The organism is Marinomonas sp. (assembly GCF_965225885.1).
In the GTDB taxonomy this organism is placed as follows: Bacteria; Pseudomonadota; Gammaproteobacteria; order Pseudomonadales; family Marinomonadaceae; genus Marinomonas.
This window is the reverse complement of record NZ_OZ245329.1, coordinates 3,821,853-3,836,244: the sequence shown is the minus strand read 5'-3', so window position 1 is coordinate 3,836,244 and position 14,392 is coordinate 3,821,853. Positions and strand designations below refer to the sequence as shown.

The following is a 14,392-nucleotide window of genomic DNA, read 5'->3' as shown; positions in this document are numbered from 1 at the left end:
TATTGCTTTATCTCACACAGATACGACTTATTCAAATATTGAAAAGAGGTTTTTGATGCAGGCAATACAAATAGGTTTTAATTCTGAGTATGCTGAAACAGCGCCAAGCCTTGATGAGATCAATGATCTACAAGGTCTTGTTCTATTGGAATTTGGTGCGCCTTGGTGTGGACATTGTCAGGCGTCTAAAGCCGCTGTTGAAGAGGTAATGAAAGAGCACCCTAAGCAGTTTCACATTAAAATATTTGATGGTAAAGGCAAAAGACTGGGCCGCCAGTTTGGCGTAAAGCTGTGGCCGACGTTAATTTTATTGCGAAATGGTCGAGAGATTGAGCGTCTTGTTCGCTTCACCTCGGCTGAGGAAGTGCGAGATTTGATGGCGTTGGGAGCTTAATAAAGACGTGATAACGACATTACTTAAACCGTAATGTCGATTAATCGGCCAATGGTTTTATCTGAGGCATCCATGACTTTAGCGTTAGCTTGTGCTTCTAATACACTGCTTTTTGCTTCGATCAAGCCATCTTGAATAGGAGAGCCATAAAGGCCAGTATTTTTAGAAGAAGCAGGCTGACTTAAGGTTTGAGTTGATGCGTCAGCAACTTTCTGACTTGCTTGGTCTAGTTTATCCTGACTACGCAGGAATCCTTGCTGACCATATGGGAATGTTGAATTGTTGATTTGCATGGGTCGGCCTTTTATTTTGAATTGATGTTGATACTAGCATTAAGGTGTTCGTTTTTTAAGCAGTTTTTTGTTGGTCTAATGAAAAGTTTTATTCATAAGTAGGATAGGAAAGAAAATGACATTGTTTATTTGTATGAAAAAAATCCTCCTTGTCGGTGTCGCGGCTTTGTCATCTTTTATGGCCTCTGCTAACTCTATTGACGATGTGAATAAAGTCGCTTTCTTCAAGACCATGAATAGCAATGTTGATTCGTTATCCTTGTCTAATATCTCTCGAATAGCGCCTCTGAGTCAGGTTTTTTTGGGCGCCAAATATGTTGGCGGTAATGTCGGTGAAGGCGAGCAAGGTCTGTATGACAAAGATCCATTGACTCGTTTTGATGTATTTGATTGCACAACTTATGTGGAAACTGTGTTGGCTGGCGCTATGTCTGCGTCTGCTTCGGAATTTGAACAGAATTTAATGCGTTTGCGCTACAAAGATGGAAAAGTTTCTTTTGTTACGCGTAACCATTTTCCTAGTTTGGATTGGTTCCACAATAACCGCGATAAGCTGTTGGATATTACGCCAGATGTGGCAAATGGTGGGGCGAAAGTGGCCGAAGCAGTGATTGATAAATCTGCGTGGTATAAACATTTGAGTGATGATGTATTGCATTGTGATGCAACTGAGTCGAGCTCGTGTCGGTCGTTATTGATGACGTTGCACTCGGAAGGCAAGGCTTTTAAACCTGAAACAGCGTACTTGCCTTATGTGCCATTATCGCTAGTCTTTCAAGGGAATGATCGACATGTTAATCAAGCCCTATTAGATCGAATCCCCTCCGGTAGTGTTATTAGTATGGTTCGCCCAAATTGGTCGCTAAAACAATATATTGGCACGAATATGAATGTCTCACACCAAGGCTTAGCCATCCGCAAAAATGGCATACTCTTTCTGCGTCATGCCAGCCTAACCCATAAAAAGGTGACCGATGAAAACTTCGCTGAATACTTTTCACATTACCCTGAAACCTCGTCTTTGAAAGGCTTTAATGTTCAAGTGTTACGGCATTGAGGCGATTATTATTTACGATTTTGCTTTTTAAAATTGGTACTAAAATGTTGCAAATGTACTTCTAAAGCATCGCAAGAAATGGTGATTTCTCTGACCGATAGATACAGAGAATACATCAGGCAAATAAGACTCGCGCCGAAGATATAGCTGCCGACTTGTTGGTATTCAAGGTAAATCGCCATCATGGATAATACACAAAGGAAAAAGCTAATAACGCCTGCTTCTTGCATGCGTCGTATCAAATAAATCCGTTTACGCAAATTGGTGATTTGTTCAGTGATGTTGGCGTCTTCATGTTTCGGATCAAAATTACGAATGATTGAGGCAAGAGTAACAAAGCGATTGGTGTAAGCCAGTAGCAATAATGAAACCGCTGGAAACAACATGGCGGGCGTGGTAAGTGTGATAATCATGAATAACCTTGTTCGTTAATAAAAAGAGGGCAGCGCTAATGTTGTTTTAGCTTTCTATATTATGTCTTTATCCTAAAAAATTGCATCTTAAATCCCCCTTCTGAAAGTATAAAAAATAAGCATTGTATCACTTCGTGTTCCTTCTATAATGCCCACAGATTGAGTGATCTTCTTAGGCAAATAGCCTGTTATAAGCTTCCTAGTGTTTGGAAATAAGTGAGAAAGAAATGAATGATGTGTTAAGTATTGGCTTGCTGATCATTGCCAGTGCATTGTTTGCTATGTCTGAAATTGGCATGGCGGCAGCAAGGAAAATTAAATTAAGAGTGCTTGCCGATGAAGGGAGTTTGAAAGCGCAGGCCGTTCTGAAGTTGCAGCAAAAGCCCGGCGCGTTTTTTGCCATGATTCAAATCGTTCTAAATGCGATTGCGATCTTAGGTGGTATCGTTGGTGAGCAAGCGCTTACGCCTTATATAAAACAAGTGGTTAGTTTGCTTTATTCTGGCCCGTTATTGGATCAAATAAGCTTTGTTTTTTCCTTCCTTTGCTTAACGTCACTGTTTATCTTATTTGCTGATCTGTTGCCTAAGCGTTTGGCAATGATTATGCCGGAAGCCGTGGCGATTCGAATGGTCACACCGATGCTTTGGGTGACTTTTCTATTAACGCCAGTGGTTTTCTTGTTTAACGGTTTTACCAATTTAATTTTACGTTTATTCAATGTACCGATTGAGCGTCAAGAAGTGGTCACGACAGAAGACATTGTCGCCATGATGGATGCTGGCGCGGAAGATGGCAGTTTGCAGAGTCAAGAATATCAACTGATCGGTAATGTATTTGAACTAGAAACGCGAAATATTTCTAGCACCATGACGCCTCGTGATCAGATTATCTATTTTGATATTGATGACAGTAGCGAAGAAATTAGCCAAAAAATCATTGATCATCCGCATAACGATTTTTTAGTTTGTAATGGCAGTTTGGATAAAATTGAAGGCATTATTGATTCAAAAGAAATATTACGCTTGGTACTTAAAGGTGAATCGGCACAAATAAAACCAGACAAAGTCGATAAAGAAGTCTTCTATTTACCCGAAACCTTAACGCTATCTGAGGCGCTGAATGCTTTCAGAATGGCACCGCAGGCGTTTGCTGTGATTGTAAATGAATACGCGACTATTGTTGGCCTTGTCACGGTAAAAGACTTGTTGGGCGGCTTTATGGGCGGCTTATTAACGCCTCATGATGAAGAGCAAATTGTGCAACGCGATGCGAATTCATGGTTGATTGAAGGCTTAACTCCAATCAATGACGTGATGCGCAGTTTGGACATTGAGGAGTTTCCAGATCGTACCCAATATGAAACACTCGGTGGCTTTATTATTTATAGCTTGAAACGCTTGCCGAAACGTACTGAATTTTTCATCCATGAAGGCTATAAATTTGAAGTATTAGACTTAGAAGGCGTTAGAGTTGAACAGCTTTTAGTGACCAAACTAAAGTAACCTGTAATGATCATTAAATAGGGAAAGGAAAAGCCAGTATGCAATTAATCGTGGGAACCTTATCAACTTGGTCGCTTCGCGCATTTATGTGCGGACAGATTGCTGATATTAGGCTAGACCTTATTCCGATTAACTTAGAAAAACAGGGCTATAAAGCCGAGGTATTGAAATACTCGCCAACAGGTTTGGTTCCAGCGCTGCTGGTGGATGATTTGGTGGTGCATGATTCCTTGGCGATTGCTGAATATTTTAACGAATGCTCTGATGGCGCTTTGTACCCAAAGAATCAATCAGAAAGAGCGCAGGCCAGAAGTCTTTGTATGGAAATGCACTCTGGCTTTATGAATCTGCGTGGTCGATGCCCGTTTACATTTGGTGATGTTGCACCCTTGGGTGAATTGAACGAAGCATTGAAAAAAGAGATTGAGCGAATTGAAGTGATTTTTGCACAGGCAAAAGGACCTTTTATGTTTGATCAAGCGGGTGCAGTGGATGCCTTTTTTGCTATTTTGGCGTTCCGATTGAGTGCTTATGGTGTTTCTTTGAATGGCAAAGCGGGCGAGTATCAGCAAAGTTTATTGAACTGGTCTGTATTACACCAAGCTATTGAGCTGGCTAAAGGTTTTAAATAATCTCCTAGATAACCTTCTTTGCTTAATGAAAGAAGGTTATCGCATTTCCAAATAAGACTATCTTATTGAGCGGCTTTGTCTGATGGCTGTTTCGTTTCCCCTAAAACTTCTTCAAATCTGAGTAAGCGGCCGGTATTGGCTAGCACTAACAAAGTGCTTAGGTTGTGTAAAATCGCCGCAATCACTGCACCCGCAACACCAAAAACGCCAAAGGCCGCGGCCGCCATAATAGCGACTGTCCAGCTAAGGCCAATGATGACGTTAAAATGAAGCGTACGACGGCAACGACGACTTAAGCGTACACAAGTTCCTAAACGTCTCAAGTCACTGCCGATGAGGACGATATCCGATGACGCCAAGGCTATGTCGGCACCGCCTGCGCCCATGGCAACCCCAACCACGCCAGCTTTTAATGCTAAAGAATCGTTAATGCCATCGCCAACCACAAGAGGCTTAAAGCCTTTCTGAATTTCGTTGGTCACTTGTTTTAATTTATCCTCAGGTAGCGCTTGAGCGATAACTTCCGTGATGCCCACTTCTTTTGCTAGAGCGTCGGCGACGGATTGTCGATCGCCGGTTAATAATAATTGTCGTCCCATACCAAGTTCACGCAAATCCGCCAAAGCCTGTTTGGTTTCGGAACGCAGTGTATCGGCGAGTAAAAACCAAGCGAGAAACTTGCCATTAAGAGACAAGCCTGCAATCGGGCCATCGTGTTCGGGGATGTCCGTGAGATTTATACCTAATTGAGAGAAGAGTTCTGGTCGACCCAAAGCCGCTTCACCTTGAGTTGAATGTGCCACAACGCCTAAGCCTTGGTGTTCATGCACGTCATCTAAATCTAGATAATCTTGATGAGTGCATAAGCTGGCTAAAGCGCGACTGACGGGATGACTGCTGGAGGCGCCAAGACTGGCGGCAAGCTGATACAGCTCGGCTTTAGGTGTGGTGACATTGGCGGAAACTTGTAGGTCTTGCAGGCTAAGTGCGCCGTGGGTCAGCGTGCCGGTTTTATCGACAATCAGGGAATTTAGCTCAGTAAATTCTTCTAAAAAGGCCGAGCTGCGAATTAAAATGCCATGTCGTGCCGCCACGGCAATTCCTGCAATAGAAGCGGCTGGGGCAGCAAGTACAAGCGCGCATGGGCAGGCGGCAACAAGGACGGCAAGCATGGCTTGGGCGTCATAAGTTAAGAACCAAGTGATCGCCGCAACCATTAACACTAATAGCATGTATTGCCCAGCATAGCGTTCTAATAAACGCGTAATGGGCGGTTTGGCTTGTTCTGCTCGTTGCATCAGCGCGATGACTTTACCTAACGTTGAAGCGTCGCCGGTGCGCGTGACTTCAATGCGCAGCAAACCGTCTAGGTTGATGGCACCACCAAATACTTCTGTTCCTATCGTTGCTTCTTGTGGCACGGATTCTCCTGTAATCGGCGCAGTATCAAGACTGGCCATGCCATCAAGCACCACGCCATCGGCAGGAATTCGGTCGCCGGCTCGAACTTCGACAATATCGCCAGTGTTTAAGGTTAGGTTGTCTACTTCGATGACGGTGCCGCCAGCATTCATTTTGCGGGCTTTGCTTTGCGTTAGGGCGCTTAGCGCTTCAATGGCTTCTTGGGAGCCAATGACGCTGCGTTCTTCCAGAATATGCCCAAATATCATAATGATGGGCAACAGAGCGGCGGTTAATAAATCGCCTGTGGCCCATGCTCCGAGCATAGCTAGAGCAATCAGTTGGTCAGTAATGCCATGTAAACTTGGGTGTTTGAGGCTATATAAACTGGATTTTAAAACCGGAAAAGCCACCATAATTGAAGCAAAGCCAAGTAAGAGCTGGCTGACGCCCTGTTGTTCTGGAAGCTTCCAGCTCCAAAACAACCCAAGTGCCAAAAGACCAAGGGCCACCATCGCTAAAGTAAGCTGGCGAGCCGCAGTGCGTTTTTCCTTTTGGCTGAGCATGTCTGAACCAAAGTGAATATGGCTGTGCCCATGGTGATCATGGCCGCTGTGATCATGGCCGTGGGAATGCTGGTGAGAGTGAGAAGACTCGCTCATGGTTGTTTGCCCTGTAGTATTAATCTTGAATCGTCTTCAGGATTGACGGTGGTGACCGAGCCTGCCTGAGAAAGAATGGTGTTGATGCGCTGACGGTAAAGTCGCCATAGCAAACCTTGATCCGCCAATGCGGCTTGGTTAGTTGCTAAGCCTTGAATCGTGGCAGTGTCAGTTTGTGCTTTGGCGAGTCTTTCATTTGCCTTGGCTTTGGCTTCTTGCAGAATTCGATCCGATTCTTGATTGGCTTTTTGGCGTATTTCAGCGGCCGTGTTATTGGCCTCGGCAATGGTTTGCTTGGCTAATTGACTGGCGGTTAATACCGCATTGAAAGCATCGACCGCCTCCACAGGAAGGTTGGGTTGGATGTCCACGCGATCAACATGAATGCCTAAGCTGGCAGCAGATTGTTCGAGCGCCGCGAGGCTTTGGTTCATGGTTTTAACCAAGTCGTTGCGCAGTTGTTCGCGTTTTTGGGCGGATTCGGCATTGGAACCTACCAACTCAGGACGAGCCACGAGAATAGTATCGAGATCACGGGAAGCCGATACAATCACCGCGCTGCGTTCAACGATTCGGTCTAGAGCGTATTCTATGTGTTTGCCCTGCATCACATAGGCGTAGGGATCCGTCACTTTATAGAATAAATGCACGCCAATTTGTACAACACCGGAATCGCCGGTCAACAGATAACCCATGCCCGCTGTGGCGTCATCGGCCATGTAGCTAAAGCCGCGCTGTTCAACGTCTTTAGGACGAATTAATGTTTGCACGGTTCGGTCGACGACACGATCCGCAGCGGGAACAATAATGACTTGTTCAAATGGCTGTGGCCAAGCCAATAACAGTCCCGAGTTTTGGATCCTGTCGATGGCACCAAACTCAAGTACAACGGCGCGGTTTTCTGGGCCTATTTGTCTTATATTACTGGTCAACCAAGCAATGGCGGTTACTAAGGTAATGGCGTATAAGACGATAAATGCTAAACGTCCAGCCTGAAACCAGTGACCAATTGGTTCGCCTGTTTTCTTACCCAAGATCATGGCTGCTTGGCCTCATTCTTTTTATCATCGGAAAGTAAGGTTTTGTTGGGTTTTAAAAACAGCGCTGGCCCATCAACCAATGCGTTAAATGGCGCCGCGTCTGTACGCAGTACCAAATGTGTATTCGGGTTAATAATATTACTCAAGGTGTCCAAAGAGCGCAGTAGGTCGTAAAGCTGTGGCGCTTGCGCATGGGCTTTACCGTATATGTTGGCGGCATCGACTAAAGATTGCGCTTCAATGTCTGCGGCTTTTACGGTGGCATCGGCTTTTAGTATTCGAGCATCACGCTGGGCCGTGGAATTGATTTCAGCGGCTTGACGTTTGCCCTCGGCGGTTCGCTCGGTGGCGATGGTTTCACGCTCGGCGCGCATTCTGTCGACGGTGGCAGCCAAAGTCACAACAGGTAAAGTCAAACGCTCAATGCCGACTTGAACGACGCGCACGCCGTAGGTATCTAATAATTGCTGTTCGATTTGTTGGCGCAATCTGTTTTCAAAGTCGATGATTTGTACTTTGCTGGCGTCGGTATTTACTAGGTTAGCTAAGTCAAAGCTGCTGGCGCTGGTTTCTAAAGCAGAGCCAACAAAAGTGCGTAACTGACGTGCGGCTTCGTCTGGTTGGTTTTTTACCGCACGCATAAAACGCTGCACGTTTTCGCTATCGGCTTTGACCTGCCAAACCACATACGCTTGCACTATGATGCGCAAACCATCTCGTGTGCCGACATCTTGTAAACCGCTGGAGGTGGTTCGTAAACGTAAATCGACTGGTGTGGAAAGTTCAAAAGGCACGGGCCAGTGCCAAGCTAGACCGGGATTTAATAAAACACGGACAGGGTTGCCAAATCGAGTAATGACTTCTGCTTCGCCTGAACGAACTTGCACCAAGCAAGCGGCTGCGGCGGCAAATACAACCAACATCAAGGCAAAGCTTAAACGTCGGAAATAAGAGAGCTTTTTCTTATCTGCTTTAGAGTGAGAATCGGTGTGTTCCAGATGCGGTTCCGCAGTTGATTCGTGGTCATGGTGATGATGTGACGGATTCAAGGGAATCTCCTAATTGGTCTTTGCTTTGTTGGTGGAATCGACAGGGGCAACAAAGCTTCTAAAGTCGATAGTTGGGGCATGGCCTGAAGCGATTTTGTCGTCAATAATCAGGCTATTTACTTTGCTCATATTGTCGCTAAGTAAGCGGTAATATTGTTCTTTCAGGAAGGTTTCGCCAGCCGTGTTCGCAGCCGTGTTTTCCGCATTAAATTTAATTTGTGCGGCTTGTGCTTGTCCTAATGTATCTCGCACATTGGCTTGAGCTTGATTTTTAATGAGGCTGGCTTGTTGCTGGGCGTCATTGCTGAGCTCGGCAGCCTTGCCTTTTTCTCTCGCAATCAGGGCTTTAACCTTTATTTGTGCCGCTTGCACTTTATGGTAAGCGTTGGCTGCTTTGGCAGGTGGATGAATGGCTTCGACGACAGTGGCAAGCAGCTCAACGCCGCTGTTCAAGTTGTCTAAATCCCTTTGTACGGCTGAGTTTATATCTTGAGCAAGGGCGGTGCGTTGTTCGCTGAGTAAATCGTCTAGGGTTCTGCCTGCAAAATCATGGACTAATACGCGACTTGCGGTACGGCGAATGAGCGTGGTTAAATCTGCTGTGTTGTAGGTTGCCTTGAGTGCGTCTTGGTCATTCAGGCCGATACGATAGACAAAACGTACGTCCATATCGACAATTTGGAAACTCTGTTTGTTATTATGGCTGCTGGCAATGATCTGGGATTTTTCACTGTTATGTGTGGCGTCCCAAAGCCTGTTTGCGCCTACGGGGGCTGGACCTTCTGCTGGCGCTAGTTCATCTTTTACGTTATCTGAGCTGGTGGTCGCTAGTTCATGCACGACACCGTTTTCAACCGTAATAACGCGACCTAAAGGCCAAGGTAGTCCTAAGTGTAATCCTGATGAAATCACCGCCACTGGCTTGCCAAATTTTTCATAAATACCTCGTCCATTAATGGGAATTTCGTAGACAGAGGTTAGGCTCCAGCCAGTCAATGCAATTAGTGCGATAACAGGGAAAAAGGCGCGGCGTATGAAACGAAATGCCCAGACTTGTCTAAGATCAATCCCAAAATTTTGTTGAAGGCTGTTCTGCAGTAATTGCAAGGGTTTAGGTGGCCAACGCAGCAGTTCGGCCAAAAAGCTAACCGCGGTTAATTTGGGTTCTAGACTTGGTCGTGACGGTGAGAAAACAGACAGAACAGCCCGAATAATCAGTTCAATTCCCAAAAGATAAGGTAATAAACCAATGAGTACGGCTAAGCGAAAAGGCCAAACAGCACTAGAGCTTGCGTAGCCCAAGCAAAGGGCGCTGATGGCAAGCACGATAATGGTCGCGCGTGTTTGCATGGCGAGGTTGCCAGCTTCCGGCCATTCGCCTTTGTTGTTAGCTAAATATCGTTCTCCGACCAATAACACAAAGGCAATTAAGAGAATGATCCCTGCCATTAAATAGGCGAATTTATTGGTGGGTAAAGACGGAAGGTCTAAACGCCAAACCGAATCGAGTGAAATGAGCGCAATCGATGCGATAACAATGATCCATACGACATCTTCACCAATGGCATTTTTTATGGGTTGTATGCGCTTTTTATGGAAACGGGAAAAGAACAAAGAAACGACATTAGGTTGTTTTTCTTCGTCTTCTAATTCATTGGCTTTATCGGCGTGTGTATGTAGGTTTGTCTCTTGATCGTTGGTCGAGGTAGTTTCATGGGATGAAAAGGTTTCGGCTCGCCAAGCACTGACACGATAAGCCGATTGAAAAGCCGCGGCTAGTAAGATCAAAGAGGCGCCAATATTGATAAGAATGGGCAACCAAATACGATCGCGAGAAAAGAGAACACTGATCAATCCGCCGAAAAAGAAAATAACGCCCAGTAAGGTAATACCAATGCCCCATGATAGTAGGCGACGGCGATGAAGCGTGGCTAATTGAAAACGAGGTATGGACGCCAGTTGGGGATAACCAGCTTCTAGGTCAACTCTCATTCACTCTCCGAAAATGTAAGGTATGGTTGGCAGGTAATCGTAATATGTATTCGATTGGAGTGTTAGTGTATAACAAAACCAGTCAACTACATCCTACCGTAAGCGCTTGCTTATCTATTTAGACATTTTTTTGCTTATTTGGGGTTGTTTTTTAGCCAAGGTAAAGAAATTGCATAAACTTGATATTGGTTATTTCAGGTTTTATTTATGTGGGACTACAAAGTGAAGCGATTTTTAAAACATTAACCAGAAAACAAGTAAATAAAGCGTGTTTCTTTGAGCTTATTTGACCATTATAAGCGAACCACGTAGTGTAAATAGTGAAACGTAAGACTGTTTTCTAGTTAGTGTTTTATATTTCTCAGCTATAACTAACATAAGAGAATCTCTTCTTACTTTTTCTACAATATTCATTAAGTTTAATAACTTACTTAGTTTTTTTGTCGCTACATTGGCGTTGAAAAGTTAATTCTAGTTCTAAAAAAGGAGAATCAAGATATGGCTACAACAACCAAGAGCACGACCCAATCAAAAGCACACGAAAAAGTAGACAGCGCTGCAGAAGCCGCCCATAAAGGTGTCGATAGCGCTGCTGAAATGAAAGAGCATAGCCAAGAACGTATTGAAGAAGTGGCTCATCAGATCAGCGAACAAGCCCACAAAATTGCTGAAACCGCGAAAACTCAATCGGAAAAAGTATCTTCTGCGGTCGGTGAATACGCCAAAGAGCATCCTGTAAAAACCATCGGTATTGCGTTTCTGGCTGGTGCATTGGCAGCCAGTTTTTTATGCAAGCGTAAATAAGCATATAAACTGTATTGATGGAAACGTTATCGATGGAAACACCACAGCACTCTGACTCATCGCAAGAAAAATCTGACTTTGATGAGGTTATTGATTCCCATAAAAGTTGGTTAAAGAGTGTATTGGGGCTTGGAGCGTTAGAAGCAAAGTTATGGGTGACGTCCAGTGCCCAGCTTCTTGCCTTAATGTGTGGTGTGATTTTCTTATTACTCACCACTTGGTTATTAATTATTGCAAGTAGTGCCGCCATTGCGTGGAGCTATGGTTTTTCGCTGGTCGGTATTTTATTAACCGCCACGTTAGTGACGTTTTTAAGCGCTGTCGTTTTGCTGTATTTGGTGAAACGAACATTAAAAAAACATGGATTTCACCCGTACTTTGGACGCTATTATTCCAACGGAAGAGACATAACTGAAAAAAGGAGAGTGCCATTATGTTTGGTCTTAAACGAATGCATAAGCAGCGTGATCGCCTTTATTTGCGTACTCAAGTATTAGAAAAACGCGCCAAACTGTCTCGTGAAAAAGCCGTGGATAATATTCTAGATAAAGCGACTAGTCCGACAGGGTTGATTGCTAGCTTTGTATTAGGTGCAAGCACACAACTTGATATTACAAAAAAGGTTAGGAAGAATTTGCTTAATGGCGCTAGTCGAGATGTATTAAGCTTTCTGATGTCGCAAGTCTCTGCGTATATGGCGAGCAGCACCGCGCCAGCGAGTCCCTCTCCTGAAAGTACGCCTCCTGAAAGTGAAGAGCCAGAAGTAACCGAGTCAAAAATCCATTCAGGCGAAGAAAATATTTCCACCTCTGTAGCGCCTTCTGTCGCAGCAAAAGATACAGGCACTTTATAAGGCAGTATCGATCATGCACTGTGATTGAACACTATGAGTTCGTTAAATAAACAATCACTGCTATTACTCTAATTTGTTCAAAAAAACGACACTTAATCCTCGACTTTAGCGCCTTAAGTCTCTATATTCGCCCATCTTTGTGTTTGTCATTTGACCCTGCTTTTGTGGTCTGTATGAACGTTTTTCTTTTCTCTCTGTTTTAGGGCTTTTTCCTTTGATCTCCACGGCTAATATCACCATGCAATTTGGCGCAACGCCATTGTTTGAAAACATCTCTGCAAAATTCGGTAACGGTAATCGCTATGGCTTAATTGGCGCGAACGGTTGCGGCAAGTCTACCTTTATGAAAATTCTGAGTGGGGCGCTGACGCCAACGTCTGGTAACGTTTCAATTACGCCGGGTGAAAAAGTCGGTACCTTGAGTCAGGATCAGTTTGCTTTCGAAGAATATACAGTGGTTGATGCTGTGATTATGGGCGATGTGGCGCTGTGGAAAGTGAAGCAAGAGCGTGATGCGATTTACTCTAAGCCAGAAATGAGCGAAGAAGATGGCATGCGAGCCGGTGAGTTAGAAGCCGAATTCGCTGAGATGGATGGCTACAGTGCGGAAAGTCGCGCAGGCGATATTCTGTTGGAAGCGGGTATCGAAGAAGAATTTCATTTTGGCCTAATGAGTCAAGTTGCACCGGGTTGGAAACTTCGTGTTTTATTAGCGCAGGCCCTGTTTGCTAACCCTGATATTTTGCTATTGGACGAACCAACCAACAACTTGGACATCCATACCATTAACTGGTTGGCTGGTGTGTTGAATCAACGTAAATGCACCATGATTATTATTTCCCATGACCGTCACTTTTTGAACTCTGTGTGTACTCACATGGCGGACATCGATTTTGGCGAATTGCGTATTTACCCTGGTAACTACGAATACTTCATGGAAGCGTCGTCTTTGATTCGCGAGCAGTTGTTAACTGAAAACGCGAAGAAAAGTGCTGAAATGGATGACTTACAAGCGTTCGTAAACCGCTTTTCTGCCAACGCATCTAAAGCAAAACAAGCCAGTTCACGTGCTAAGAAATTAGAAAAAATTGAATTGTCAGAAGTAAAGCAATCTAGCCGAATGACACCGTCGTTGTCTTTCAAACAAGACAAGAAACTTCACCGCCATGCGTTGATTTTAGAAGATCTTGGTCACGGCTATGATGAATTGCTATTTTCTGGCGGCAATATCATTTTAGAAGCCGGTTCAAGACTGGCTATTATCGGTGAAAACGGTGCCGGTAAAACCACGTTTTTACGTTGCCTGATGAACGAATTAGAAGCCAAGCAAGGTGAAATTAAATGGGCTGAAAATGCCGTGATTGGTTATTGTCCACAAGACAGCACGGATGATTTTGACTGCGACTTAACCTTGTTTGATTGGATGTCTAAATGGCGTACGGTAAAGCATGATGACCTAAAAGTACGAGCTATGCTGGGGCGTTTGCTGTTTACCGCAGATGACTTCAACAAAAAAGTACGAGTGTGTTCTGGTGGCGAGAAAAACCGCTTATTATTCGGTAAGTTGATGATGATGGATTTAAACGTCTTGGTTATGGATGAACCAACTAACCACATGGACATGGAAGCCATTGAAGCCTTAAACAATGCTTTGTTAGACTTTGATGGCACGCTGATTTTTGTCAGCCACGATAGAGCGTTTGTGTCGTCTTTGGCGAATCGTGTCATTGAAATCAAAGGGCAAAAAGTCGTTGATTTCCAAGGTACTTATGACGAATATCTTGCTCACCAAGGGTAAAATCGTCAAAATATAGTATTTATCGAGCCGTTTTATTGGATAACAATAAGGCGGCTTTTTTGTTTGTTTTCTTCTGCTTTAAAGGTTTTGGAGTACTGTCGGTGAACATTGAAACGTTGAAAAAATACTTACTTTCTAAGCCAGAAGCAGAAGAGCATTACCCTTTTGATAATCATACTGGTGTATTTAAGGTTCAAGGAAAAATGTTTGCCTTGTTAATTAAAAAGCAAAATAAACAACTGCTTAACCTAAAATGCGATCCAGCCCACGCAATAGAATTACGCGATATATTTGCAGAGGTCATTCCTGCTTATCACATGAATAAGCGCCATTGGAACTCAGTTGTTTTGGATGGTGATTTACCCAATGGCGAAATAGAAAGGCTGATTGATCATTCCTATGGTTTGGTTGTGAAAGGTTTAAAAAAATCCATTCGGGAGGGTTTAGAAATTCGATATGCTGGAGAGATCTATAAATAGTCTCTAGATAAAAAATACTA

The 14,392-nt window shown here is 44.1% G+C and carries 15 protein-coding genes; 9 read left to right on the top strand and 6 right to left on the bottom strand.

The genetic code is table 11. The features are described 5' to 3' along the window. The first annotated feature begins 55 nt into the window (after positions 1 to 55). On the top strand, positions 56 to 394 hold the full coding sequence (locus tag ACO05V_RS18335; RefSeq protein ID WP_421854940.1) for a thioredoxin family protein: 339 nt from the start codon (positions 56 to 58) through the stop codon (positions 392 to 394). Positions 395 to 417: 23 nt separating this feature from the next. Here the strand turns inward: ACO05V_RS18335 and ACO05V_RS18330 are convergent, their stop codons facing one another. Beyond that, on the bottom strand, positions 418 to 687 hold the full coding sequence (locus ACO05V_RS18330; RefSeq protein WP_421854937.1) for a hypothetical protein: 270 nt from the start codon (positions 685 to 687) through the stop codon (positions 418 to 420). Between the two features lie 115 nt (positions 688 to 802). Between ACO05V_RS18330 and ACO05V_RS18325 the strand changes: the two genes are divergently transcribed. Next, complete coding sequence (locus ACO05V_RS18325; protein ID WP_421854933.1) at positions 803 to 1,744, top strand: N-acetylmuramoyl-L-alanine amidase-like domain-containing protein; 942 nt, start codon at positions 803 to 805, stop codon at positions 1,742 to 1,744. 8 nt (positions 1,745 to 1,752) lie between these two features. Here the strand turns inward: ACO05V_RS18325 and ACO05V_RS18320 are convergent, their stop codons facing one another. Next, positions 1,753 to 2,157: a DUF2721 domain-containing protein gene (locus tag ACO05V_RS18320; RefSeq protein ID WP_421854930.1), complete on the bottom strand. Its 405-nt coding sequence runs from the start codon at positions 2,155 to 2,157 to the stop codon at positions 1,753 to 1,755. A gap of 227 nt (positions 2,158 to 2,384) precedes the next feature. On the opposite strand from ACO05V_RS18320, the gene ACO05V_RS18315 reads away from it, so the two are divergent. Beyond that, entirely contained in the window at positions 2,385 to 3,662 is a 1,278-nt protein-coding gene (locus tag ACO05V_RS18315) for a hemolysin family protein (protein WP_421854927.1), read from the top strand. Positions 3,663 to 3,700: 38 nt separating this feature from the next. Beyond that, on the top strand, positions 3,701 to 4,294 hold the full coding sequence (locus tag ACO05V_RS18310; RefSeq protein ID WP_421854924.1) for a glutathione S-transferase N-terminal domain-containing protein: 594 nt from the start codon (positions 3,701 to 3,703) through the stop codon (positions 4,292 to 4,294). A 62-nt stretch (positions 4,295 to 4,356) separates the two neighbouring features. Here ACO05V_RS18310 and ACO05V_RS18305 read toward each other — a convergent pair whose 3' ends face one another. From ACO05V_RS18305 to hflK (ACO05V_RS18290), 4 genes are read right to left on the bottom strand one after another with little or no spacing between them, the layout of a single operon-like run. Then, positions 4,357 to 6,357 (bottom strand): cation-translocating P-type ATPase, encoded by a 2,001-nt coding sequence (locus ACO05V_RS18305; RefSeq protein WP_421854921.1) that lies wholly within the window; start codon positions 6,355 to 6,357, stop codon positions 4,357 to 4,359. After that, positions 6,354 to 7,397 carry a protease modulator HflK gene (gene hflK / locus ACO05V_RS18300; protein WP_421854918.1) on the bottom strand — a complete coding sequence of 348 codons (1,044 nt, stop codon included), beginning with the start codon at positions 7,395 to 7,397 and terminating at the stop codon, positions 6,354 to 6,356. Before hflK (ACO05V_RS18300) ends, ACO05V_RS18305 begins: the two co-directional genes overlap by 4 nt. Next, positions 7,394 to 8,446, bottom strand: coding sequence for a protease modulator HflC (gene hflC, locus ACO05V_RS18295; protein WP_421854915.1), 1,053 nt, complete (start codon positions 8,444 to 8,446; stop codon positions 7,394 to 7,396). Before hflC ends, hflK (ACO05V_RS18300) begins: the two co-directional genes overlap by 4 nt. A gap of 9 nt (positions 8,447 to 8,455) precedes the next feature. After that, on the bottom strand, positions 8,456 to 10,438 hold the full coding sequence (gene hflK / locus ACO05V_RS18290) for a protease modulator HflK (RefSeq protein WP_421854912.1): 1,983 nt from the start codon (positions 10,436 to 10,438) through the stop codon (positions 8,456 to 8,458). A gap of 498 nt (positions 10,439 to 10,936) precedes the next feature. Between hflK (ACO05V_RS18290) and ACO05V_RS18285 the strand changes: the two genes are divergently transcribed. The 5 genes from ACO05V_RS18285 to ACO05V_RS18265 all read left to right on the top strand — a co-directional run bounded on the left by ACO05V_RS18285 (position 10,937) and on the right by ACO05V_RS18265 (position 14,372). Then, complete coding sequence (locus ACO05V_RS18285; protein ID WP_421854909.1) at positions 10,937 to 11,242, top strand: hypothetical protein; 306 nt, start codon at positions 10,937 to 10,939, stop codon at positions 11,240 to 11,242. 32 nt (positions 11,243 to 11,274) lie between these two features. Beyond that, positions 11,275 to 11,739 carry a hypothetical protein gene (locus tag ACO05V_RS18280; RefSeq protein ID WP_421854906.1) on the top strand — a complete coding sequence of 155 codons (465 nt, stop codon included), beginning with the start codon at positions 11,275 to 11,277 and terminating at the stop codon, positions 11,737 to 11,739. Then, positions 11,676 to 12,095: a hypothetical protein gene (locus ACO05V_RS18275; RefSeq protein WP_421854903.1), complete on the top strand. Its 420-nt coding sequence runs from the start codon at positions 11,676 to 11,678 to the stop codon at positions 12,093 to 12,095. The genes ACO05V_RS18280 and ACO05V_RS18275 overlap by 64 nt, the downstream gene beginning before the upstream one ends. A gap of 214 nt (positions 12,096 to 12,309) precedes the next feature. Further along, positions 12,310 to 13,893 (top strand): ABC-F family ATPase, encoded by a 1,584-nt coding sequence (locus tag ACO05V_RS18270; RefSeq protein ID WP_421854900.1) that lies wholly within the window; start codon positions 12,310 to 12,312, stop codon positions 13,891 to 13,893. A gap of 59 nt (positions 13,894 to 13,952) precedes the next feature. Further along, the gene (locus tag ACO05V_RS18265; protein ID WP_421854897.1) at positions 13,953 to 14,372 is read left to right on the top strand and encodes an MmcQ/YjbR family DNA-binding protein; all 420 of its coding nucleotides are present in this window, start codon (positions 13,953 to 13,955) and stop codon (positions 14,370 to 14,372) included. Positions 14,373 to 14,392: the final 20 nt, after the last annotated feature.

Coding starts and splice junctions, on each gene's coding strand:
- ACO05V_RS18335 (WP_421854940.1), top strand. CDS start 56: ATGCAGGCAATACAAATAGGTTTTAATTCTGAGTATGCTGAAACAGCG.
- ACO05V_RS18320 (WP_421854930.1), bottom strand. CDS start 2,157: ATGATTATCACACTTACCACGCCCGCCATGTTGTTTCCAGCGGTTTCA.
- ACO05V_RS18330 (WP_421854937.1), bottom strand. CDS start 687: ATGCAAATCAACAATTCAACATTCCCATATGGTCAGCAAGGATTCCTG.
- ACO05V_RS18325 (WP_421854933.1), top strand. CDS start 803: ATGACATTGTTTATTTGTATGAAAAAAATCCTCCTTGTCGGTGTCGCG.
- hflK (WP_421854912.1), bottom strand. CDS start 10,438: ATGAGAGTTGACCTAGAAGCTGGTTATCCCCAACTGGCGTCCATACCT.
- ACO05V_RS18315 (WP_421854927.1), top strand. CDS start 2,385: ATGAATGATGTGTTAAGTATTGGCTTGCTGATCATTGCCAGTGCATTG.
- ACO05V_RS18285 (WP_421854909.1), top strand. CDS start 10,937: ATGGCTACAACAACCAAGAGCACGACCCAATCAAAAGCACACGAAAAA.
- ACO05V_RS18305 (WP_421854921.1), bottom strand. CDS start 6,357: ATGAGCGAGTCTTCTCACTCTCACCAGCATTCCCACGGCCATGATCAC.
- hflK (WP_421854918.1), bottom strand. CDS start 7,397: ATGATCTTGGGTAAGAAAACAGGCGAACCAATTGGTCACTGGTTTCAG.
- ACO05V_RS18310 (WP_421854924.1), top strand. CDS start 3,701: ATGCAATTAATCGTGGGAACCTTATCAACTTGGTCGCTTCGCGCATTT.
- ACO05V_RS18275 (WP_421854903.1), top strand. CDS start 11,676: ATGTTTGGTCTTAAACGAATGCATAAGCAGCGTGATCGCCTTTATTTG.
- ACO05V_RS18280 (WP_421854906.1), top strand. CDS start 11,275: ATGGAAACACCACAGCACTCTGACTCATCGCAAGAAAAATCTGACTTT.